This window comes from Streptomyces sp. NPDC051940 (genome assembly GCF_040680895.1).
Taxonomy (GTDB): domain Bacteria; phylum Actinomycetota; class Actinomycetes; order Streptomycetales; family Streptomycetaceae; genus Streptomyces.
Map to the genome: position 1 here is coordinate 19,762 of NZ_JBFAXR010000080.1, position 22,259 is coordinate 42,020.

At 74.7% G+C, this 22,259-nt stretch carries 19 protein-coding genes and 1 pseudogene; 8 read left to right on the top strand and 12 right to left on the bottom strand.

The window, feature by feature from the left end; translation table 11 throughout:
* Window positions 1-529 precede the first annotated feature (529 nt).
* A complete protein-coding gene (locus AB0M28_RS26575) occupies window positions 530-898 on the top strand; it encodes a DUF1844 domain-containing protein (RefSeq protein WP_365409958.1) in 369 nt (122 codons plus the stop codon).
* A 65-nt stretch (window positions 899-963) separates the two neighbouring features.
* Window positions 964-2,787 (top strand): DUF2264 domain-containing protein, encoded by a 1,824-nt coding sequence (locus AB0M28_RS26580; protein WP_365409961.1) that lies wholly within the window; start codon window positions 964-966, stop codon window positions 2,785-2,787.
* A 10-nt stretch (window positions 2,788-2,797) separates the two neighbouring features.
* Here the strand turns inward: AB0M28_RS26580 and AB0M28_RS26585 are convergent, their stop codons facing one another.
* From AB0M28_RS26585 to AB0M28_RS26595, 3 genes are read right to left on the bottom strand one after another with little or no spacing between them, the layout of a single operon-like run.
* Window positions 2,798-3,559, bottom strand: a complete 762-nt coding sequence (locus AB0M28_RS26585) for an SseB family protein (protein WP_365409964.1) — start codon at window positions 3,557-3,559, stop codon at window positions 2,798-2,800.
* Window positions 3,537-4,805 (bottom strand): type VII secretion-associated serine protease mycosin, encoded by a 1,269-nt coding sequence (gene mycP, locus AB0M28_RS26590; protein ID WP_365410011.1) that lies wholly within the window; start codon window positions 4,803-4,805, stop codon window positions 3,537-3,539. Before mycP ends, AB0M28_RS26585 begins: the two co-directional genes overlap by 23 nt.
* 38 nt (window positions 4,806-4,843) lie before the next feature.
* Entirely contained in the window at window positions 4,844-5,908 is a 1,065-nt protein-coding gene (locus tag AB0M28_RS26595) for a hypothetical protein (RefSeq protein ID WP_365409967.1), read from the bottom strand.
* A 132-nt stretch (window positions 5,909-6,040) separates the two neighbouring features.
* Here AB0M28_RS26595 and AB0M28_RS26600 point away from each other — a divergent pair, with 132 nt between their 5' ends.
* Window positions 6,041-7,255 carry an amino acid deaminase/aldolase gene (locus AB0M28_RS26600; RefSeq protein ID WP_365409970.1) on the top strand — a complete coding sequence of 405 codons (1,215 nt, stop codon included), beginning with the start codon at window positions 6,041-6,043 and terminating at the stop codon, window positions 7,253-7,255.
* Window positions 7,256-7,268: 13 nt separating this feature from the next.
* On the opposite strand, the gene AB0M28_RS26605 is transcribed toward AB0M28_RS26600, so the two are convergent.
* Genes AB0M28_RS26605 through AB0M28_RS26620 form a run of 4 tightly spaced genes read right to left on the bottom strand, consistent with a single transcriptional unit; the run spans window position 7,269 to window position 11,752 of the window.
* Window positions 7,269-8,156, bottom strand: coding sequence for a DUF2510 domain-containing protein (locus tag AB0M28_RS26605; protein ID WP_365410014.1), 888 nt, complete (start codon window positions 8,154-8,156; stop codon window positions 7,269-7,271).
* 54 nt (window positions 8,157-8,210) lie between these two features.
* Window positions 8,211-8,996: a 3-oxoacyl-ACP reductase gene (locus tag AB0M28_RS26610; RefSeq protein WP_365409973.1), complete on the bottom strand. Its 786-nt coding sequence runs from the start codon at window positions 8,994-8,996 to the stop codon at window positions 8,211-8,213.
* Window positions 8,997-8,998: 2 nt separating this feature from the next.
* A complete protein-coding gene (locus AB0M28_RS26615) occupies window positions 8,999-10,363 on the bottom strand; it encodes an aldehyde dehydrogenase family protein (protein WP_365409976.1) in 1,365 nt (454 codons plus the stop codon).
* A gap of 21 nt (window positions 10,364-10,384) precedes the next feature.
* The gene (locus tag AB0M28_RS26620; protein ID WP_365409979.1) at window positions 10,385-11,752 is read right to left on the bottom strand and encodes a glutamine synthetase family protein; all 1,368 of its coding nucleotides are present in this window, start codon (window positions 11,750-11,752) and stop codon (window positions 10,385-10,387) included.
* A gap of 46 nt (window positions 11,753-11,798) precedes the next feature.
* On the opposite strand from AB0M28_RS26620, the gene AB0M28_RS26625 reads away from it, so the two are divergent.
* Entirely contained in the window at window positions 11,799-12,482 is a 684-nt protein-coding gene (locus AB0M28_RS26625) for a gamma-glutamyl-gamma-aminobutyrate hydrolase family protein (protein ID WP_365409982.1), read from the top strand.
* A gap of 79 nt (window positions 12,483-12,561) precedes the next feature.
* Window positions 12,562-14,388 (top strand): alkyl sulfatase dimerization domain-containing protein, encoded by a 1,827-nt coding sequence (locus AB0M28_RS26630; RefSeq protein WP_365409985.1) that lies wholly within the window; start codon window positions 12,562-12,564, stop codon window positions 14,386-14,388.
* A gap of 38 nt (window positions 14,389-14,426) precedes the next feature.
* Here AB0M28_RS26630 and AB0M28_RS26635 read toward each other — a convergent pair whose 3' ends face one another.
* A complete protein-coding gene (locus AB0M28_RS26635) occupies window positions 14,427-15,347 on the bottom strand; it encodes a LysR family transcriptional regulator (RefSeq protein WP_365409988.1) in 921 nt (306 codons plus the stop codon).
* A gap of 71 nt (window positions 15,348-15,418) precedes the next feature.
* Here AB0M28_RS26635 and AB0M28_RS26640 point away from each other — a divergent pair, with 71 nt between their 5' ends.
* The 3 genes from AB0M28_RS26640 (at window position 15,419) to AB0M28_RS26650 (ending at window position 17,909) form a co-directional block, all read left to right on the top strand.
* Window positions 15,419-16,513 (top strand): TDT family transporter, encoded by a 1,095-nt coding sequence (locus tag AB0M28_RS26640; protein ID WP_365409991.1) that lies wholly within the window; start codon window positions 15,419-15,421, stop codon window positions 16,511-16,513.
* Window positions 16,514-16,564: 51 nt separating this feature from the next.
* Window positions 16,565-17,335 (top strand): SDR family oxidoreductase, encoded by a 771-nt coding sequence (locus AB0M28_RS26645; protein ID WP_365409994.1) that lies wholly within the window; start codon window positions 16,565-16,567, stop codon window positions 17,333-17,335.
* A gap of 82 nt (window positions 17,336-17,417) precedes the next feature.
* Window positions 17,418-17,909, top strand: coding sequence for a DUF1877 family protein (locus AB0M28_RS26650; RefSeq protein ID WP_365409997.1), 492 nt, complete (start codon window positions 17,418-17,420; stop codon window positions 17,907-17,909).
* A 19-nt stretch (window positions 17,910-17,928) separates the two neighbouring features.
* Here the strand turns inward: AB0M28_RS26650 and AB0M28_RS26655 are convergent, their stop codons facing one another.
* The 4 genes and pseudogenes from AB0M28_RS26655 to AB0M28_RS26670 all read right to left on the bottom strand — a co-directional run.
* Window positions 17,929-18,624, bottom strand: coding sequence for an endonuclease V (locus AB0M28_RS26655; protein WP_365410000.1), 696 nt, complete (start codon window positions 18,622-18,624; stop codon window positions 17,929-17,931).
* Window positions 18,614-19,360, bottom strand: coding sequence for a helical backbone metal receptor (locus AB0M28_RS26660; RefSeq protein WP_365410003.1), 747 nt, complete (start codon window positions 19,358-19,360; stop codon window positions 18,614-18,616). Before AB0M28_RS26660 ends, AB0M28_RS26655 begins: the two co-directional genes overlap by 11 nt.
* 66 nt (window positions 19,361-19,426) lie before the next feature.
* On the bottom strand, window positions 19,427-21,016 hold the full coding sequence (locus AB0M28_RS26665; RefSeq protein WP_365410005.1) for a TROVE domain-containing protein: 1,590 nt from the start codon (window positions 21,014-21,016) through the stop codon (window positions 19,427-19,429).
* 345 nt (window positions 21,017-21,361) lie between these two features.
* Window positions 21,362-22,259: pseudogene (locus AB0M28_RS26670) on the bottom strand (hypothetical protein); the annotation flags it as partial.

The window sequence follows — 22,259 nt, forward strand, 5'->3', positions numbered from 1 at the left end:
CGGCGCTTCGCCCCCACCCCTCGGCGCTTCGCCCCCACCCCTCGGCGCTTCGCCCCCACCCCTCGGCGCTTCGCCCCCACCCCTCGGCGCTTCGCGCCTCGTCCTCAAACGCCGGACGGGCTGGATGCCGGACCGCCTGGGGATGCCAGACGCCCTGGGCGTGAGGCCCCCACCCTGACGCCCACGTACGGCCGGGGGTGACCCCCGCCACCCCGCGCCCCTCGGCGCTCCGCGCCCCCGCGCCCCCGCGCCCCGCGGCGCCCCTCGCCCACCCCGCGGCCCCCTCCCCCCTCGCCGCTTCGCGCCCCCACACTCCCCGCCACCCCGCGCCCCTCGCCCCTCGCCCCTCGCCACCCCACACTCCCCGCCACCCCGCGCCCCTCGCCCCTCGCCACCCCACACTCCCCGCCACCCCGCGCCCCACGCCCCCGGCGGCGGGCGGGATGGTGTGTCCGGGCGGGCTCGGTGAGCGGTCCTCGGCCTGATGGCTGGGGTCGAGGGGGCCAGGGGAGGGCCTAGGGTGGGCGGTATGAGTGACGTTAATGATGGGGTCGAGGGTGCGCAGCCCGGTTTCGATGACATGGCCCGTGATATCGCCGAGGTTCCCGCCGTCGAGGTCATCGTGACCGTCGCGGTGAATCTGATGAGCGCCGCCGCCGTGAAGACGGGGCTCACGGAGGAGGGCGACAAGCACAAGGACCTCGACGAGGCGCGCAAGCTCATCCACGCGCTGGCCGGGCTGCTCGACGCGAGCACGACGGAGATCAGCTCCTTCCACGCCGCCCCGCTGCGCGACGGCCTGAAGTCCCTGCAGCTCGCCTTCCGCGAGGCGTCCCTGGTGAAGGACGAGCCGGGCCAGGGCCCGGGCGAGAAGTACACGGGGCCCGTCTACGGCTGACCCCGGGCCGTCCCGCCGGGGCCGCCGCATAGGCTGCCCGGCGTCGGACGTTCTGGGGAGGGCACGTGATCGGTTCCGGGCGGGCGCGGCTGGAGACCCGCGACGATCTGCAGCGGGCGGTGGGCGCGCTGGCCGCGCCGGTACGGGAGCGGCTGAGCCCGGGCGGTGCGCTGGCCCGGCTCGGCGCCACCGGGGCGCTGTTCGCCGACACCGCCGCCGGGCTGGAGGGGTGGGCCCGGCCGCTGTGGGGGCTGGTGCCGCTGGCCGCCGGCGGCGGCGAGGTCGACTGGGCGCCGTATCTGCGCGGGCTGCGCAACGGCGTGGACCCGGACCACGAGGAGTACTGGGGCACCGCCGGCCAGGTCGATCAGCGGCTGGTGGAGATGGCCGCGCTGGGGCTGGCGCTGGCGATGGTGCCCGAGCAGGTGTGGGAGCCGCTCGACGCGGTGACCCGGGCGCGCCTGGACCGGTGGCTGTCGCGGATCAACGAGGTCGACGTCGCCGACAACAACTGGCACTTCTTCCGGGTGCTGGTCAACGAGGGCCTGGGCCGCGTCGGCGCCCCCGGTCACGACCCCGAGGCCGCCGCGAAGTCCCTGGACCGGCTGGAGGAGTTCAGCCTCGGCGACGGCTGGTACAGCGACGGCGAGGCACCCCAGCGGGACTACTACGTCCCCTTCGCCATGCACTTCTACGGTCTGGTCTACGCCCGGCTGGCCGGCGACCGCGACCCCGGACGGGCGGCCCGGTTCCGCGAGCGGGCGGCGCTCTTCGCCCGGGACTTCGCCCACTGGTTCGACGACGACGGGGCGGCCCTCCCGTACGGGCGCAGCCTGACGTACCGCTTCGCGCAGGGCGCCTTCTGGGGCGCGCTCGCCTTCGCGGACGTCGAGGCGCTGCCGTGGGGGCAGGTGAAGGGGCTGGCGCTGCGGCATCTGCGGTGGTGGGCGGGGCAGCCGGTCACCGACCACAGCGGCCTGCTGACCATCGGGTACGCCTATCCGAACCTGCTGATGGCGGAGGACTACAACTCCCCCGGCTCGCCCTACTGGGCGCTGAAGTTCTTCCTCCCCCTCGCGCTGCCGGAGAGCCATCCCTTCTGGCAGGCGGAGGAGGCGCCGGCGCCGGAGCGCACGGACGCCGTCAGCGTGCAGCCGCACGCCGGGATGGTCATCAGCCGCGATCCGGCGGCCGGACACGTCGTCGCCCTGGCGGGCGGGCAGCAGAACACGCAGCCCTGGGTGCGCAACGCGGGCGACAAGTACGCCAAGTTCGCCTACTCGACGGCCTTCGGCTTCAGCGTCCCCGCCGGGCGGCGCGGGCTGGAGCAGACGGCGGCCGACAGCATGCTGGCGCTGAGCGACGACGACACGCACTGGCGGGTGCGCGAGACCTGCGAGGAGCACGGGCTGCACGGCGAGGTGCTCTGGTCGCGGTGGCGCCCGCTGCCCGGGGCGGAGGTCGAGACGTGGCTGCTGCCGTGGGGGCCCTGGCATGTGCGGGTGCACCGGCTGGTCGCCGAGCGGGAGCTGTACAGCGCCGAGGGCGGCTGGGCGCTGGACCGCACCGGCGACGACCTGGCGGCCCCGGTGGGCCGGCAGGAGGCCGCGCCGGGGTGGGCGTTCGCCCGGTACCCGGCGGGCGGCAGCGGGGTGCGCGATCTGTACGGCGCGCGTACCGGCGAGGTGGTGCGCCCCTGCGCGAACACCAACGTGCTGCGTCCGCGCACGCTGCTGCCCACCCTGCGGGCCCGCCACGAGCCGGGCGAGCACTGGCTCGCGTGCGCCGTGCTGGGGACGCGGGACGGGGCCGCGTTCACGGAGGTGTGGAGCCTGCCGCCCACGGCCGGGGAGGTACGGGCGGCGGTCGCGTCCGTACGACGGGACTGAACGCCCGCGCTCAGCGCTCGTAGAACGGCGGCGCCGACAGCACGGCGTCCGCGGGGAGCAGCGCCAGGTCCAGGCCGCGCACCAGGCGGGCGCGCAGCGCCGGGTCGGCGGCCACGGCGGCGGCGACGCGCTGCGCCTCGGCGGCCGGATCGTCCCCGGACACCGCCAGCGCCAGCGTTCCGTCGGCGCGACGCGAGGGGCCGAGATAGGCCCGTACGACGGAGGGCGCCGCGGCCAGCAGCGCCCGCAGGGCGTCGGCGACCGCCGGGTCGGCCAGCGGGTCGGTGCTCGTACGGCCCTCGGCGGCGGCGAGCAGCGCCGGGCCGGTGAGGGCGTACGGCACGGGCCCGGCCACGTCGAGCACCAGGGTGTCCGCCTGCTCCGAGACGGTGGCCCTGATCGCCTGCTGCAGCGGGACGGCGACGGGGCGCGCGCCGGCGTCCCAGCGGGCGAGCGCGTCGGTGGACGTGAACGCGGGCAGCGCGCGGCGTCCGTCCGGGGTGTTGAGCGTGGGCACCGCCATGTCGCTGGTCTTCTCGCGCTTCAGCCCGTCGGGGCCCTCCTCGACCTCGCCGAGCACGGCGACGACCGGGACGAGGAGCCGTACACCGGCGAGCGCCGCCAGCACGCCGGACTCCGTCTCCGCCGTCCGCTCCGCCGCCCAGGCGGCGAGCGCGGCGGTGAGCCGGGGGTCGGCGGAACCGTCGTCGTCGGCGAAGCCGGAGTCGGGGATGTTCTTCAGACCGGTGTCAGGGTGTTTCTTCGGCGCCACCCGACGAGGGTAGCCGGGCCGGGGCGGCGGTCTGCCCGGCAGGGGGCGGGGAGGCGGGCGGGGGCGGTGTCTGCTGGTGCGCGGCGGGCGCCGGGATCACCGGCAGCGGGCCGCCGCCCGCCGGCGCCGTGCGGTCGGTGACGGGCCGCCGCCACAGGAGGTACGCGCCGACCAGCAGGCCCACGCCCGCCGCGCCCCAGCCGATCTCGCGCGGGCCGGGCCCCGTGGCGTCCTGCGGGGTGTCGGTGACGGGTCCGGCACCGAAGTAGCGCTGCTTGACCGGTGCGGCCTGCGGCTGCTGCGGCTGCGGTTTCATGCGAACCGCCTCGCGCACCGCCGCTCCCGCGTCCACCACGCCCGTGCCGAGCGCGTCGCTGCGTCCTCCGCTCGGGGTGCGCCGGGCGGTGTCCTGCAGCAGCTGCTTGACCTGGTGCGGGCTGAGGTCGGGGTTGGCGGAGCGCACCAGCGCGGCCACGCCGGAGACGAACGCCGAGGCGGCGCTGGTCCCCCAGCCCTCGTAGTAGTTGCGGTCCGGGTCGGCGATCACGACGTCCACCCCGGGGGCGGCGACAGTCGCGTACCAGCGGCGGGTGGAGAAGTCCGCCCGCTTCCCGTCGCGGTCGACGGCCGTGACGGCGATGACGCCGGGGTAGGCGGCGGGGTAGGAGATCCGGTCGCCCTTGGAGCCGCTGTTGCCGGCGGAGGCGACGACCACGACGCCCTTCTTCAGCGCGTACTGGACGGCGGCGTCCTCGCTGGGCTCGGGGTGGGCGGTCTTGCTGTCGTCGCCCAGGGAGAGGTTGATGACGTCCGCCCCGTGGTCGGCGGCCCAGCGGATGCCCTCCGCGAGCGCGCCGCCGCGCTCCTCCCGGGCCCGCTTGCGCTTGGGGTCGTTGTCCTCGAGGATCACGCGCACCGGCAGGATGCGGGCCGCGGGCGCGACGCCGCGCACCCCGTCCCCGCCGCCGGCGCCGTGTCCGTGCGCGGCGATGATGCCGGCCATGGCGGTGCCGTGCCGGGCCCACGAATCGTCGCCCTTGCCCGCGCCGAAGCCGATGAAGTCCTTGCCGGCGAGTACCTGGCCGTTCAGGTCGGGGTGGCTGCCGTCCACGCCGGTGTCGAGCACCGCCACGGTGATCCCCCGGCCCTGGGTGGTGCCCCATGCCTGCGGGGCCCGTACGCCGTCGACGCCCCACTCCAGGTCGCGGATGGCGTCCGCGTGCGCCGTGCCCGTACCGGGGAGCACGAGGGCGACGGCGGCGGCGAGCGCCGCGAGGGTCCGCTTCACCGGTCGTCCTTCGGGGATGCGGCGGCGATGCGCGCCCGCAGCCGGGTCTCGACGGCGTCCGCGACGCCCAGCGCCTCGTGGCCGAGGCCGGACTGGGCGACGGCGCTGGTCCGCTTGGGTTCCATGGCCTTGTCCGCCGGCTCGGGGCGGCTGATCTTCCGTCCGTCCGCGAAGCCGGAGACGGCGTACACGACGACGGGCCCGTCGGGCAGCACCTCGATCGTCCAGCTGGCGCGCTGCCCGTCGCGGAAGCCGGCGGCGGGCGTGTTCGCGGCGGCGAGGGGCCTCGGCAGGAATCCCGGCTGGGAGGCGAGGTCGTCCCGCTCGAAACGCTCGGCCACGGCCCGCATCCCCGCGGGCTGCGCGGAGGCGAAGACGAGGCCGACAGTTATCACGTTGGTGCTGGTCGCGTCGGTGTACGTGGCGCGCAGCAGCCGCGCGCAGCCGGCCGGGGCGAGCGCCTTGGCCAGCAGGGGGTCGAAGGCGCCCGTGCAGCCGCTGTCGGGGGCGACGGCGATCCGCGTCCACGTCCGGTCGGAGCGCCCGGGGCCCGCGCCGCGGCCCTTCAGGGTGGGCGGGAAGAGGGTGTCGACGGGCTCGGAGTGCCAGAGCTCGCGGATCCGGTTGAACGCGGCGACGTCCGCCGGTACGTCCGGTCCGCGGTCCGCGAAGCTGCCGGCGACCGCCCCGCCGAGCGCGGCGAGTGCCAGCGCGAGACAGACGGCGGCCGCGGCGGCCCGCCCGCGGGGGCGCCGGGGCGGGGGCACGGACGCGAGGCCGAAGGACTGCGGGGGCGGCGGCTGTATGGCCTGGGGGTGCAGGGCCTGGGGCTGCGGTTGTACGGCTTGGGGATGCGCAGCCAGAGCCTGCGGCTGCGCGGCCAGAGCCTGCGGATGCGCGGCCGGAGGCTGCGGCTGTACCGCCTGCGGCTGCGGCGCCTCGGGCTGCGGCAGGGGCGCCGACGGCGGCGGTGTGAAGGGCTGTTCGGGCGTGGCAGGGCCCGCCGGCTGCTCCGGTGCGTCGCGTCCCTCAGCGGACACGCGGTCGGCCTCCGTGCTCACCCGGCACTCCCTCCCCTCTGACCTGCGACCCAGCGTCCGCACACTCTACTGAGTGTCCGCACCGGCGTGCGCCCCCCGTTCCCCTCCCCAACCTCTACCCATGGGTAGGCCCAGTCTGGCAGGCTGCCCGCCATGGCTGTCCCCCACGCAGACTTCCTCGCAGACCGCGCCCGGTACGACCGCGCCACCGCGCATCTGGACGCCCCGCTGGCCATCGTCGACCTCGACGCGTTCGACGCCAACGCCGACGACCTGGTCCGCCGCGCGCACGGCAAACCGATCCGGGTGGCGAGCAAGTCCGTACGCTGCCGGGCGCTGCTGGAGCGGGTGCTGGCCCGCCCCGGCTTCGCCGGGATCATGAGCTTCACCCTCGAGGAGTCCCTGTGGCTGGCCGCCGAGGGCTTCGACGACGTCCTGCTCGCCTATCCCTCCGCCGACCGGGCGGGCTTCGCCCGGCTGGCGGCGGACCCCAAGCTGGCGGCGGCGGTCACCGTGATGATCGACTCCGCCGAGCAGCTGGAGGTCGTCGACGCCGCGCGCGACGGCGGCCGGGAGGAGATCCGGGTCTGCGTCGAGCTGGACACCTCGCTGCGCCTCCTCGGCGGCCGGGTACGCGTCGGCGCCCGCCGCTCCCCGCACGCGACGCCCGCCGCGCTGGCGGAGCTGGCGCGCTCGGTGCGGCGCCGGCCCGGCTTCCGGCTGACGGGGATCATGGCGTACGAGGGCCACATCGCGGGGGTCGGCGACGCCCTGGCGGGCCGGCCCGGGCGGTCGGCGGCGATCCGCCTGATGCAGGCGGCGGCGAAGCGGGAGCTGGCGGCGCGGCGGGCGGAGGCGGTACGGGCCGTCCGGTCGGTGGCGCCGGAGCTGGAGTTCGTCAACGGCGGCGGCACGGGCAGCGTGCAGCACACGGCGGCGGAGGACGCGGTCACCGAGATCGCCGCGGGCTCCGGGCTCTACCAGCCGCGGCTGTTCGACAACTACACGTCCTTCCGGGGCCGTCCGGCGGCCCTGTTCGCCCAGCCCGTCGTACGCCGTCCCTCTCCCGGTGTGGTCACCGTGCTGGGCGGCGGCTATCCGGCGTCGGGCGCGGCGGGCGCCGACCGGCTCCCGGTGCCGTGGCTGCCGCACGGGCTGCGCTACGACCCGCAGGAGGGCCCCGGCGAGGTGCAGACGCCGCTGATGGGCGCCGCGGCGGACGGGCTGCGGGTGGGCGACAAGGTGTGGTTCCGGCACGCCAAGGCGGGCGAGATGTGCGAGCGGTTCGACGTGCTGCACCTCGTGGAGGGCGACCGGGTGACGGAGAGCGTGCCGACGTACCGGGGAGAGGGGCGGACCTTCCTCTGAGGGACGGCCCCGCTCAGGCGTCGAAGCCGCCCGTGCCGCCGCTGCCGCCGCCCGTCGGGGGGGCGCCCTTCTCCACGCCGGCCACGATCCGCTTCATGTCCTCGACGGTCGGCGCCTGCGCGCTGTCGTCGAAGCCGAAGCGGAGCACCACGAACGCGCCCTTCACATGCGGCGACTCGAACGCCACCGACTGCACGATCCCGTCGTCCCCCTGGGCGGTCTGCACCTTCCACCGCACCAGATAGCCCGGCCTGCCGGCGACGGTGACCGCCTCGGCCGCGACCTCGTCGTGGCCGTCGATACCGCCGTACGCCTGGCGTCCCTGGCTGTCGGCGCCGTACGAGGACTGGGCGTTGTCGGCGATGTCGGCCTTGGCGACCTGCTCGGCCGTGCCGCCGAGCGAACCCGCCGCGGTGAAGCTGCTGACGCCGCCGCGCAGGCAGTTCTCCTGGGGCAGGGAGGGGCACGGGTAGTCGCCGGTGCCGAGCAGCACGCCGTACTCGTTGTCGGTGGCCTTCCAGCCGTCGAGCAGCGGGATGCGCAGACCGTTGACCTTGTCGTCGTGCAGCTGCCCCGCGGGCGCGGGCGAGTCCGAGCCCTCGCTCCCCTTGCCGTCGTCGGGTGAGCTGGACGCGGACGGGGTGGCGCTGCCGCCCGCCAGGGAGCCCTTGCCACCGCCGTCGCCGTCGTCGCCGCCGAGGAGCAGCACCGCGGCGACCACCGCGCCCGCCACGAGCACCGCCGCGCCGACGAGGATCGCCACGAGGGGGGCCCGCCGGCCCCCGCCCGGTCCGCCGCCCGGCTGGACCTGGGCCGTCCAGGTCGCGCCGTCCCACCAGCGGAGCGGGGCGGGGCCGTTGCCGTCGTGCCAGGGGTCCGGGTACCAGCCGGGCGAAGTCATGCTCACGACGCGAACCCTATAGCGCCGTAGGGGGCGTTGCTCCCCCGCCGGGCCTCACAGCGGCGTCACGTACGCCCCCGCGATGCCTCCGTCCACCAGGAACTCCGCCGCGTTGACGAACGACGAGTCGTCGCTGGCGAGGAAGGCGACCGCGGCGGCGATCTCCTCCGCCTCCGCGAACCGCCCCAGCGGGATGTGGACCAGCCGGCGCGCGGCCCGCTCCGGGTCCTTGGCGAACAGCTCCCGCAGCAGCGGGGTGTTGACCGGCCCCGGGCACAGGGCGTTGACCCGGATGCCCTCGCGGGCGAACTGCACGCCCAGCTCGCGGGACATGGCCAGCACGCCGCCCTTGGACGCGGTGTAGCTGATCTGCGAGGTGGCGGCGCCCATCACCGCGACGAAGGAGGCGGTGTTGATGATGGAGCCCCTGCCCTGGCGCCGCATGTAGGGGATGGCGGCCTTGCAGCACAGGTAGACGGAGGTCAGGTTGACGTCTTGGACGCGCTTCCACGCCTCCAGCCCGGTGGTGAGGATGGAGTCGTCGTCGGGCGGGGAGATGCCCGCGTTGTTGAAGGCGACGTCCACCGAGCCGTAGGTGTCGTTCGCGGCGGCGAAGAGCGCCTCCACCTGCTCGGGGTCGGTGACGTCCGTCCGTACGAACAGGCCCCCGGTCTCCTCGGCCGCGGCCTTGCCCGCCGTCTCGTCGATGTCGGCGCACACGACGTGCGCGCCCTCCGAGGCCAGCCGGCGGGCGGTGGCGAGGCCGATACCGCTGCCGGCGCCGGTCACGACGGCCGTACGGCCGGGGAGGCGGCGGCAGACGGGCTGTTCCTGGGTCAAGGTCACTCCTCGGTGCTGATGAAGACGTTCTTGGTCTCGGTGAAGGCGGTGAGGGCGTCGGGGCCGAGTTCGCGGCCGAGGCCCGACTGCTTGTAGCCGCCGAACGGGGTCCAGTAGCGGACGCTGCTGTGGGAGTTGACGGAGAGGTTCCCCGCGGCGACCGCCCTCGACACGCGCAGGGCGCGTCCGGTGTCGCGCGTCCAGAGGGAGCCGGACAGCCCGTAGGGGGTGGCGTTGGCGAGCCGTACCGCCTCCTCCTCGTCCGTGAACGGCAGCACGACGGCGACCGGTCCGAAGATCTCCTCCGTGGCGCGGCGGTCGTCGGGCGCGACGCCGGTGAGGACGGTCGCCGGATACCAGAAGCCGTCGCCCGTGGGCGCCTTCCCCCTGATCGCGACGGGGGCGTCCTCCGGTACGTAGGAGCGGACGCGCTCACGCTGCCGCTCGGAGATCAGCGGGCCCATCAGCGTCGCCTCGTCCGCCGGATCGCCGACGGTGAAGGCGTGCACGGCGGGCTCGAGCAGCTCCATGAAGCGGTCGTACGCCGTGTGCTGGACGAGGACGCGGGTGCGCGCGCAGCAGTCCTGGCCGGTGTTGTCGAGGAAGGCCCCGGCGGCGGTGGCCGCCGCGCGTTCGATGTCGGCGTCGGCGAAGACGATGTTCGGGCTCTTGCCGCCGAGTTCCAGCGTCACCCGCTTCACGTGGGCGGCGCACTTCGCCATGATCTGCCTGCCGACGGCCGTGGACCCGGTGAAGACGACCTTGGCGACGCCGGGGTGCTCGACGAGCGCGTCGCCGGTGACGGGCCCGGCGCCGGGCAGGACCTGGAACAGCCCCTCCGGCAGCCCCGCCTCCCGTGCCAGCTCGGCCAGGCGCAGGGCGGTGAGCGGGGTGGTCTCCGCGGGCTTGAGCAGGACCGCGTTGCCCGCGGCGAGCGCCGGGGCGGTGCCCCAGGCGGCGATGGGCATCGGGAAGTTCCACGGGGCGATGACGGCGACGACGCCCAGGGGTTCGTGGAAGGTCAGGTCGATGCCGCCCGGTACGGGGATCTGCCGGCCGCTGAGGCGCTCCACGCCCCCGGCCGCGTACTCGAACAGGTCGCGTGCGTTGCCCGCCTCCCAGCGGGCGTTGCCGACGGGGTGTCCGGCCTCGCGCACCTCCAGCAGGGCCAGCTCCTCCAGCGCCCCGTCGACCGCGTCGGCGACCCGCCGCAGCAGCCGCGCGCGGTCGGCGGGGGCGAGGGCGGCCCACTGCCGCTGCGCCTTCGCCGCCCGGTCGACCGCCCGGCCGACCTCGTCCGGCGGGGTGCCGGGGACGGTGGTGATGCGTTCGCCGGTGGCGGGGTTGAGGATGTGGTGCTCGTGCAAGGTGCTCCTTCGAGAGGTGTCCTACATACGCTCGAACGACCGGAAACGCTCCCAGTCCGTCACCGCCGTGTCGTACGCCTCCTGCTCGACGGTCGCCATGTTCAGGTAGTGCCGCACGACCTCCTCCCCGAACGCGCCGCGCGCCAGCGCGCTGCCGTGCCACAGGACGGCGGCCTCGCGCAGGGTCGCCGGGACGTGCTCGGCGTCGCCCTTGTACGCGTTGCCGGTCTCCGGGGCGGGGAGTTCCAGCTTGTTCTCGACCCCGTGCAGCCCGGCCGCGATCATCCCGGCGACGGCGAGGTACGGGTTCACGTCCCCGCCGGGCAGCCGGTTCTCCAGCCGCAGGGAGTGGCCGTGCCCGACGACCCGCAGCGCGCAGGTCCGGTTGTCCATCCCCCAGGCCGCGGCGGTGGGCGCGAAGGAGCCGGCGCGGAACCGCTTGTAGGAGTTGATATTCGGCGCGTAGAGCAGCGTGAGCTCCCGCAGGGCGGCGAGCTGGCCGGCGAGGAAGTGCCGCATCGTGGCGGACATCCCGTGCTCGGCGCCGTCGTCGGCGAAGACGGGCCTGCCGTCCTCGTCGCGCAGGGACAGATGGATGTGGCAGGAGTTGCCCTCACGCTCGTCGTACTTGGCCATGAAGGTGACCGCCCTGCCCTCCTGGGCGGCGATCTCCTTGGCACCCGTCTTGTAGACGGAGTGGTGGTCGCAGGTCGTCAGCGCGTCGGCGTAGCGGAAGGCGATCTCGTGCTGGCCGAGGTTGCACTCGCCCTTCGCCGACTCGACGGTCATCCCGGCCGCGCCCATCTCGTTGCGGATGCGGCGCAGCAGGGGCTCTACGCGGCCGGTGCCGAGGACGGAGTAGTCGACGTTGTACTGGTTGGCCGGGGTGAGGCCGCGGTAGCCGCCGCTCCAGGCGTCCTCGTAGGTGTCGTTGAAGACCATGAACTCCAGCTCGGTGCCCGCGTACGCCGTCCAGCCGCGCTCCGCCAGCCGCTCCAGCTGCCGCTTGAGCACCTGCCGCGGGGAGGGCTGGACGGGCGACCCGTCGTGCCAGGCCAGATCCGCGGTGATCATGGCGGTGCCCGGGTGCCAGGGGACGCGGCGCAGGGTGGCGGGGTCGCCGTGGATCGCGAAGTCGCCGTAGCCCTTGTCCCAGGAGGACATGGCGAAGCCGTCGACGGTGTTCATGTCCGCGTCCACGGCGAGGAGGTAGTTGCACCCCTCGGTGCCGTGGTCCCACACCTCGTCGAGGAAGAAGCGCGCGGCGAACCGCTTGCCCTGCAGCCGGCCCTGCATATCGGTGAAGGCGAGGACCACGGTGTCGATCTCACCGCCGGCCACGAGCGCTCTCAGCTCGTCCACGGTGAGTGAGGGTGTGCGATCTGCCACGTCAGGTCCTCCTGTCGGTGGGAGCCGTGGTCATAAGCTATCGGTCATGGTCAGCCCCGTCATCGGCATCAGCACCTACCTTGAGCAGTCCGCCCGTTGGGGCGTATGGGATCTCCCGGCGGCGTTGCTGCCTTCGGGTTACCACCGCCTCGTCCAGCGCGCGGGCGGCCGGGCGGTCCTGCTGCCGCCGGACGCCCCGGACGCGGCACCGGAGGTCCTGGCGTCCGTGGACGCCCTGGTGATCGCCGGCGGCCCCGACATCGACCCGTCGCACTACACGGCCCCCCGCGCCCCCGAGACCGGTCCGCCGGCGCCGGAGCGCGACGCGTGGGAGCTGGCCCTGACCGGCGCGGCGCTGGCGGCGGGCGTGCCGCTGCTGGGGATCTGCCGGGGCATGCAGCTGCTGAACGTGGCCCGGGGCGGCACGCTGGTGCAGCATCTGGAGGACCACCGCGGGCCGGTCGGCGCGTTCGGCGCGCACCCGGTGAAACCCGTGCCGGGCACGCTGCTCGCGTCGGTCCTGCCGGAGGCGGTGGCGGTGCCGACGTACCACCACCAGGCGGTGGACACCCTGGGTACGGGTCTGGTCGCGTCGGCGTTCGCGGAGGACGGCACGGTGGAGGCGGTGGAGCTGCCGGGCGCCGTCTTCACGCTCGGGGTGCAGTGGCATCCGGAGATGGGGGACGACGTGCGGGTGATGGAGGCGCTGGTCCGGGCGGCCGGGGCATAGGCGCCGTATCCGGGCGAAGTGCGCATCCGTTTTCCCGGTGGTCTGATGGAGCCGACCGCCGCGGAACGGAATGAGGCCCATGTCTGCCGACCTGCCCTTCGAGGACACGACCGACTTCGAGAACGCCGACCGCGGCTTCGTCGCCGCGCTGTCGCCGGGAGTCGTCATGGACGCCGAGGGCCGGGTCGTCTGGGACAACGACGCCTACGACTTCCTGCGCGAGGACTGCCCCGACACGGCCGACCCCAGCCTGTGGCGGCAGGCGCAGCTCGTCTCCCGGCAGGGGCTCTACGAGGTCACGGAGGGCGTCTACCAGGTCCGCGGGCTGGACCTGTCGAACATGACGATCGTCGAGGGCGAGCGCGGCGTCATCGTCGTCGACCCGCTCATCTCCACCGAGACCGCGGCCGCCGCCCTCGCCCTGTACCGCGCGCACCGCGGCGACCGCCCCGTGACGGGGCTCGTCTACACCCACTCGCACGTCGACCACTTCGGCGGCGCCCGCGGCGTGCTGCCGCACGGCGGCGAGAAGGGCGTGCCGGTGCTGGCCCCTGCCGGGTTCCTGCAGCACGCGGTGAGCGAGAACGTCTACGCCGGGCCGGCCATGGCCCGCCGCGCGGGCTTCATGTACGGCGACCGGCTGCCGAAGGGTCCCGCCGGGCAGATCGGGGCCGGGCTGGGCATGACGACGTCCACCGGCACCGTCACGCTGATCGCGCCGACCGTGGACATCACCTCCACCGGGCAGGAGGAGATCGTCGACGGCGTACGGATGGTCTTCCAGCTCACCCCCGGGACCGAGGCGCCGGCCGAGATGAACTTCCTCTTCCCGCAGCGGCGGGCGCTGTGCCTGGCCGAGAACGCCACGCACAACATGCACAACATCCTGACGCTGCGCGGCGCCCCGGTCCGCGACCCCCGGATCTGGGCCCGCTACCTCGACGAGGCCATCGACCTGTTCGACGGGCACTACGACGTCGCGTTCGCCTCCCACCACTGGCCCACCTGGGGCCACGAGGAGGTGGTGCGGTTCCTGACCGGGCAGCGCGACCTGTACGCGTATCTGCACGACCAGACCCTGCGCCTGCTCAACTCGGGCCTGACGGGGCCGGAGATCGCCGAGGAGCTCCGGCTGCCGCCCGCGCTGGAGCGGTCCTGGCACGCGCGCGGCTACTACGGCTCCCTCTCCCACAACGTCAAGGCCGTGTACCAGCGCTACCTCGGCTGGTTCAACGGCAACGTCGCGACCCTCTGGGAGCATCCGCCGGCCGAGCTGGCCGAGCGGTACGTCGAGCTGGCCGGGGGCGCCGAGCAGGCGGTCGCCAAGGCCCGGGCGTACCTCGCGCGGGGCGATCTGCGCTTCGCCGCGACCGTCCTGAACCACGTCGTCTTCGCCGACCCGGAGAACCTGGACGCCAGGGAGACCCTGGCGAGCGTCTACGACCGGCTGGGCTGGGGCGCCGAGAACGGCCCCTGGCGCAACTTCTATCTGACCGCCGCCACGGAACTGCGCCACGGTCCCGAGCCCGCTCTCGTCGAACTGGGCGACTCCGGGATGACGGAGGCCCTGACCCCGGCCATGGTGCTCGACTCGCTCGCCGCCCGCATCGACGGGCCGCGCGCCTGGTACGAGCACCTGACCATCGACCTCGTCCTCACCGACGAGCTGCAGCGCCACCGCCTCACCCTCCACAACGGCGCCCTCACCCACCGCGCCACTCCGGCCGGCATCCCGCCCCGCACACCGGCGGGCCTCACGCTCACGCTGACCAGGGCCCAGCTGGTGGGCGCCCTCGCCGGGCGGGACCCGGACGGCGTCGTGGCGGACGGGGACCCGGCGCTGCTGGGGCAGCTGCTGTCGTACGTGACCGAGCCGGATCCGTTCTTCCCCGTCGTGACCCCGTAGGGGGCGCGCAGGGGCGGCGTCAGGCGCGCCGCGGGGCATCAGGCCCCCCGCCCCCGGGTCAGGCCGAGCAGCTCCCGGCCCGGGCCCGCCGGGCGCTGGCCGCGCGGCCAGACCGCGCGCAGGTCGCGGGCCAGGTGCAGGTCCTCCACCGGCACCGCCTTCAGGCGCTTCGAGGCGAGCTCGTCGCCCACGGCGAGCTCGCTGAGCACCGCCGGGCCCGCGCCGCTCAGGGCGGCCGCCTTGACGGCCGTCGTCGAGGCCAGCTCCAGCAGCGGGGGCGCCAGCCCGCCGTGCGGGGTCAGCGCGGCGTCCAGGACCTCGCGGGTGCCCGAGCCCTCCTCGCGCAGGATCAGCGGCGTCGCGGCCAGCTCCGCCACCGGGACGGGTTTACGTCGGCGGGCCCAGGGGTGCGCCGGGGAGACGACCACCGTCAGCCAGTCGTGGCCGATCACCACCGAGTCCAGCCCGCGCGGTACCGCCACGCCCTCCACGAACCCCAGGTCCGCCTCCCCGGCCAGCACGCGCGCCGCGACGGCCGCGGAGTTGCCCGCCTGCAGGGTCACCGCCGTCCCCGGGCGGGCCGCCTGCAGGGCGATGAGCCAGCCCGGCAGCAGGTACTCGGCGATGGTCAGCGACGCGGCCACCCGCAGCCGGGAGTCGCGCCGCCCGCGCAGCGCCCGCGCGCCCGCGTCGAACGCCTCCGCGGCCTCGACGATCCGCCGCGCCCACTCGGCGACCAGCGCGCCCTGTTCCGTGAGCCGTGAGCCGGTGGGCGAGCGGTGGACGAGGGCGACGCCGAGCTGGCGCTCCATCGTGCGGATCCGGCCGCTGGCCGCCGGCTGGGTGATGCCCATCGCCTGCGCGGCGCGCCCGAGGCTGCCGAGCCGGCCCACGGCGAGGAGCAGCTCCAGCGAGCCGAGGTCGGGGACGCGATGGGCGAGGGGACCGGGCGTGCTCATAAGGTCAGCTTATGCCCTCATAGATCGCGGACCTCTACCCGCAGGTCGGCGCGCTGGCGAAGCTGGATTCCATGGCGACGCCCACCCTGCCCCGTACCCCTGAGCCCGCCGACGCCGCCCCGCAGGGCGCCGCGGCTCCGCTCCCCCGCTTCACGGTCCGCAACCTCGGGCCCAACTGGTACGCGGCGGTGATGGGCACCGCCATCGTCGCCACCGCGGGCGCCGCGCTGCCGGTGCGCGTCCCCGGGCTCGCCCTCGTCTGGGCGCTGTCCGCCCTCATGCTCGTCGTCCTGCTCGCCGCGCGGGCGGCGCACTGGGCGCGCCACGGCGACCAGGCCCGCGCCCATCTGGACAACCCGGCCGTCGCGCCCTTCTACGGCTGTCTGTCGATGGCCCTTCTGGCCGTCGGCGCCGCCACGATGGCGGTCGGAGCGGACGTCATCGGCGAGCAGGCGGCGGTCGCCGTCGACGCCGTGCTGTGGAGCGCCGGGACCGCCGTCGGTCTCGTCGCCGCCGCGGGCGTCCCGTATCTGATGATCACGCGCCATCGCATCGCGCCGGACGGGGCCACCCCCGTGTGGCTGCTGCCCCTCGTCGCCCCGATGGTGTCCGCCGCCACCGGGCCGAAGCTGATGCCGCATCTGCCGGAGGGGCAGTGGCGGGAGACCCTCGGGCTGGCGTGTCTGGCCATGTTCGGGCTGAGCCTGCTGGCCGTCCTGGCGGTCCTGCCCGTGGTCGTCGGACGGCTGCTGCACCACGGGGCGCTGCCGCTCGCCCTGACACCGTCGCTGTTCCTCGTGCTGGGACCGCTGGGTCAGTCGACGACCGCCGTGGGCGCCATCGCGGACGCCTCGGCGTACGTACCGGGCGGCTTCGCCGTGCTGTACGGGGTGCCGGTCATGGGCTTCGCGCTGCTGTGGTTCGCGCTCGCCCTGGCGCTCGTGGTCCGGGCGCGGCGGCAGGGCATGGGCTTCGCGATGACGTGGTGGGCGTTCACGTTCCCCGTCGGCACGTGCGTCACAGGTGCGGCGTCCCTCGCCGCGCACACGGGGCTGGACGCCTTCGACGGGCTGGCCGTGCTGGCGTACGTCTGGCTGGTGGCCGCCTGGCTGACCGCCGGGGTGCGGACCGCGCGCGGTCTGTGGGACGGTTCGCTGCTGCGGTGACGGCGTAATCCGCTGGCCCGGTGCGGACGGAGGTCGCTAGGGTCCGCGATCATGACCGCTGACTCCTCGTCCCGCCCCCTCGCCCTCGTCACCGGCGTCGGCCGTACCGTCGGCATCGGCGCGGCGCTCGCCGAGGGCCTGGCCCGCACCGGCTGGGACGTCGCCGTCTCCTACTGGGCCGCGTACGACGACCGTATGACGTGGGGCCGCCAACCCGGCGCGGTGGCCGAGGTCGTGGAGCGGCTGGAGGCCGCCGGGGCCCGTGCCGCCGCCGTCGAGGCGGACCTGGCCGACGCGGCCGCTCCCGCCGCGCTGTTCGACGAGGTGGAGCGGCGGCTGGGCGGGCGCGTGCGGGCGCTGGTGATGAGCCACTGCGAGAGCGTGGACTCCTCCATCCTCGACACGACCGTCGAGAGCTTCGACCGCCACTTCGCCGTCAACGCGCGTGCCTCCTGGCTGCTCATCAAGGAGTACGCCGAACGCTTCGACGGCCCGCACGGCAGCGGCCGCGTCATCGCCCTCACCAGCGACCACACCGTCCACAACCTGCCCTACGGCGCGAGCAAGGGCGCCCTGGACCGCATCACGCTCGCCGCCGCCCGCGAACTCGCCCATCTGGGCATCACGGCCAACGTGATCAACCCCGGACCGGTCGACACCGGCTGGATGGACGACGCCCTCAGAGCGGCGATGACGGACGCCACCCCCCTGGGCCGCCTGGGCACCCCGCAGGACGTGGCGAACCTGGTGACCTTCCTGTGCTCACCCCAGGGCGGCTGGGTCAACGCCCAACTCCTGTCGAGCAACGGCGGCCTCGCCTGACTCCCCGGCGCTGTCGGTGCCGTCGCGTAGGTTCTTCCCGGCCGGCCCGACACGGGGCCGCCGAACCGAAGGGCGCCCGGCCGTGAGCATCCACCTGCACTTCCGCGCCGTCGCGGAGTCCGAGATCCGCGACGACCACACATGGCTCGCGGCGTTCATGGAGAGCGCCTGGGAGAACCACGCCGCCGAGTACGCGGCGGGTGTGGCCGGCTCGATCAACAAGAGCTGGAGCTCCGTCAACGAGCTCTACGCCGCCGCCGGGGCCGACGAAAACGGCGAGGACCCGCGGGAGTTGCCGATCTACGGCGGGCGTCCCGTGGCGCACACCGCCGACGCCGACGTCTCCCACCCGCCCCTGATGCTCCTCGAGCCGCCCGGGGTGTCGAAGGCCGCGGCCTTCCTCGCGCGAGTCTCCTTCGAGGACCTGTGGGACGTCGCCGGTGGCAGGCTCGCCCGCGGCGGAGACGAGGCGCGGGCCAGGGAGGAGTTCCTCGGGCACCACACGGACCTCCGGGCCTTCTACGGGCGTGCGGCCGAGGCGGGCCACGCCGTGGTCAAGGCGGTGTGGGCCTGAACCGGCGTGCCCCCGGAACTCAGCCCGCCACCGCGTCCCTGAGCGCCGCCCGGCACAGGGCGTCCGCCCGGCGGGTCGTCTCCGGCTGGCGGTAGCCGTTCGCCGTCAGGGCGAGGGTGTGGGCGCAGGCGTGGTCGAGGCTGATGCGGTGGCCCGTCGAGACGTACACCGGCCGCACGCCCGGACGCGTGCGCAGGGCGCGGCCGACGACCTCCTCGCCGTCGAGCAGCGGGGCGCTGTCGCCGCGCAGCGGCCCCAGCTCCGGATGCCCGTACAGGAACGGCGTCTTGGCCACCCCGAAGCACGGCAGGCCCGTGCGGACGCCGAGATGGACCGCGAGGCCCGCGCGGCGCGGGTGCGCGAGGCCGTAGCCGTCGCAGACGATCAGGTCGGGCGTACGGGAGAGTCCAGCCAGGGCGTCCAGGACGGGCGGGAGTTCGCGGAACGCCAGCAGGCCCGGGACGTACGGGAAGCGGGCGACCCCCGCGGCCGTCGCCGACTCCACGATGTCCAGCGTGGCGGCGTCCAGCAGGACGACGGCCGCCGCGAGGCGGTCGCTCCCCTCGTCGTACGCCACGTCCACCCCGGCGATCAGGCGCGCGTCGCCGGGGCCGGGACCGGGGTCGGTGAGGTCGGCCCGCTCGCGGACGGTCAGTTGTACGGCGAGCGCCTCGGCCTCCGTCGTCGGCCACCCCGCGGTCCCCTCAGTCTCCACGCCCCGCCCCCTCCAACGCCTTGGCCAGCACCGCCGGTGCCTCCACCAGGGACGGACCGTACCAGGTGAGATGCCGCCCGCTGACGAGCGCCGCCGGCAGCCCGGGGAACGCCTCCGGGCCGTCGTCCGCCGCGAAGGCGTACGGCTCGTCCGGCAGGACGACGAGGTCGGCGCCGACGGTCCGCAGCTCCTCGACCGGCACCTTCGGGTAGCGGTCCGGATCACCGGCGTACAGGTTCACCACGCCCAGGCGCGCCAGCACGTCCCCCGCGAAGGTGTCCCGCCCCAGGACCATCCAGGGCCGGCGCCAGATCGGCACGACCGCCCGCCGGACGGCCGGCGGTGCCGTGAACGCCCATGCCGCCTCCGCCTCGTCGAGCCACCCGGGCCGCCGCAGCCCGCAGCCGTCGACCAGCACCCGGTGCAGCTCGGCGAACGCCTGCGGCAGCGTGCGTACCTCCGTGACCAGCACCGTCAGCCCGGCCTCCCGCAGGGCGGCGAGGTCGGGGGCGCGGTTCTCCTCCTCGTTGGCGATCACCAGGTCCGGGCGCAGGGCGACGATCCGCTCCACGTCCGGGTTCTTGGTGCCGCGCACCCGCGTGACCGCGAGGTCCGCCGGGTGGCTGCACCAGTCCGTGGCGCCCACCAGCAGCCCGGGCGCGGACGCCGCGACCGCCTCGGTGAGGGACGGGACGAGGGACACCACGCGCCGTACGGTGCCGGTAGACGTGCTCATACCGGCACCGTACCCCCCGTGCGCCCCCTCCCCCCGGTCGGCATCTTTCGGGGGGGAGAAGCCCTGTCAGGCGGCGGCCGTCTCCCACGGCCAGTCCGCCGTGCGGCCGTCGCTGAGCAGCCCGACCATCGTGAACAGCTTGTCGCTGAACCCGCCGATCTCGTACCGCTTGTCACGCGTCGCGTCGATCGACGCGGCGGCGTATCCGGTGGTGTTGACGCCGAACACCGGCACGTGCGCCGGGACGGCCTCGGACACCGGGACCGAGCCGTGCGAGCTCCACTGCTGGAACGCCTGCATGTCGGAGATGATCACGACCCGCTCGTGCACGTCCTTGTCGAACGTGTCGAGCAGCGTCCGCGCCGTCTCCGTACCGTGGCCGACCTCGCCGATCCGCTTGCAGAACCGGTCGATCTCCTTCAGCGCCGAGCCGCCGGCGGCGATCTCGTGCAGGAACCAGCCGTTGGCGTAGCCGACCAGGTCGACCCCGCAGCCGCGGAACGCCAGCGCCACACCGAACAGCGCGGCCACGTCCACGTGCCGTACCTGCGAGCGGTTCGAGACCGTGCCCGTCATCGACGCCGAGGTGTCGACGAGCACCAGCGTCCGCCCCGGCAGCGCCGGGATGTTCGCGGTGGCCGCCGTCAGCGCCTTGTCCAGCGCGTGGCCCCAGCGCAGCGAGGGCGCGGCGCGGTACGCCGACAGGTACCGGTACGGGAACTGCCGCGAGCGCGCCACCTCGGCCGGGTCCGCGATCCGCGCAGCGATCCGCTCCGCGACCTCGTCGGGCACGCCGGCCTCGTCGAAGTTGCGCAGGTTGCGGATGAGCGCCATGGCGCCCATCGACGGCATGACGGCACCCCACGCGGTGGCGTCCATCGGACCCTGCAGCCAGCCGGCGAGCGCCTCCCAGGTCATCCCGGCCGCGCGCAGCGTCTCCGCCGCGTCGGGCCGCTCGACGACGGCGCGCCGCTCCTCGACGTCCAGCGCCATGAGTCCGGCCCGGGCCCGCACGGTACGCAGCGTCTCCGGCACCGTGTCGCGCTGGTGGCGCCGGTCGATGGCGTGCCGGAACAGCTCCCCCTGCCACGGCTTGCCGGCGTCCGGCGCGGCGTGCACCAGCTCCAGCACGTCCGCGAACCGGAACGCGCGGGCGGTACCCGCGTCGTACTTCAGCAGCGAGCGCTCGTTGTACAGGCGCCGCACCGCGTCCGCGACACCGCGCTTGACGGGCTTGGGCAGCGTACGGCCGTGGTTCGCCGTCCAGTACGCGAGGAACTCGCCGGGCTCGTCCGCGCGCTGCAGGGCGGCGTCGACGAGCTGCCGGCTCACGCCGTGCAGTCCGGCGTCCAGGCGCGCCTTGACGCCCTCGGCGGCGGCGACCAGCGAGGCGGAGCGCATGTTCGCCTCGCCGCGCAGCCAGCGGACGAAGGCCGTCAGCCACGCGCCGTCCTCGACCGCGACGGTGCGTACGAGCGTGCGGAAGCGGTCGTCGCGGTCGGCGGCCTTCTCGTAGAAGGTGTCCTCGCCGACCATGTTGACCACGGCGAGCAGCACGAGGTCCGACTTGGTGTCGCGGGTGTAGGCGGCGCCGCCCTCGTAGGTGACGGTGTCCGGGGCCCGGCGGCCGGTCGGCTTCTTGTTGAACTTGGACATGCTTCTCCCCCCGGGAAGAGCGGATGGAAGGGAGCGCGCAGCTGCGGCTCCGGGCGCCCGAGGTCCGAAAGCGGTGACGGTACGCGCGCCCATGGGGCACGGGTGCTCAAACCGAAGTAACCGTCGCCTGCGCACCGGGCGCTCCGGTGCCGTGTGCGCCTCCCGAGATCAGAGGTCGGCTGCGGTGACATGTGAGCCCGGCGCTCGCGCGCCTGCTGGTTTCACTTCCAGGAGTCGAACCTGAATCCACCGAAGTAACCGCTGCCTTCGCACCGGGAGGTGCGTTGACATGTACGACGGTACGAGCAACGGCCCGCCGTACGCATCCGATTAAGCGGCGCCCAGCTACCCCACCACCCGGTACGCGCGGATCACGGTCTGCCGCACGCCGCCGCCGTCGGCGTCCACCGCCGTGGCCCGCAGCGACACCGGCCTGCCCCGCACGTTGTCGACCTCCGCCGACCACCCCGCCCCGTCACGGCGTACGGGCACGGTCCGCCAGGTCTTCCCGTCGTCGTCGGAGACCTCGACGGTGAGCCGGACGACCTCCGCCCCGGGCGCTCCGGGCTGGCGTTCCACGGCGACGGGGACGCGGAACCCGGGGCCGGCCGGGGCGCGGTTGTGCCGGTCCAGGACGGGCGTGTAGCGCACCGTCATCAGCGGCAGCGCCCGGGCCTCCGTGCCGTCGACGTGTCCCGAGCGGAACGTCCACGACGTGCTGACCTCCGTCGAGACCTCGGAGGTGGGCATCTGGGCGACGGCGTCCAGCCGGTAGACGGCCTCCTCCGGCGGCAGATCGGCCCGCAGGAAGGCAGTGCCCGGGAAGCTCTGGAACAGCTCCCCGTTCCGGTACAGCGTGGCCGTGCTCCGCGGCGACCGGGCGTCGTGCATATGGCCCGGCGTGCTGTCGGTGACCAGGGTGAGCGCGGCGGCGAACCGGTCCTGCCTGCGGACCGCCCCGTAGCGCACCAGGCCGAAGGGGGACAGCTCGTCCGGGCGCAGGAAGCGGGGTCCGAACACGCCCCCGAACCACGACTCCCGGTAGGTGCCGCCCGGTTCGTAGTCCGGCCGCTCCCAGAAGCTGTGCTGCATCTGGTCGAAGCAGCCGCCCTCGCACTCCGATCCGGGCGGCCCGAAGAAGTACTGCTGGAAGGACGAACCCCAGCGCACGCCCTCGGCGAGGAAGTACCGCGTGCGCGAGAAGGGCACCCGGTGCGACACCAGTCCGGCCACGAAGGCCGAC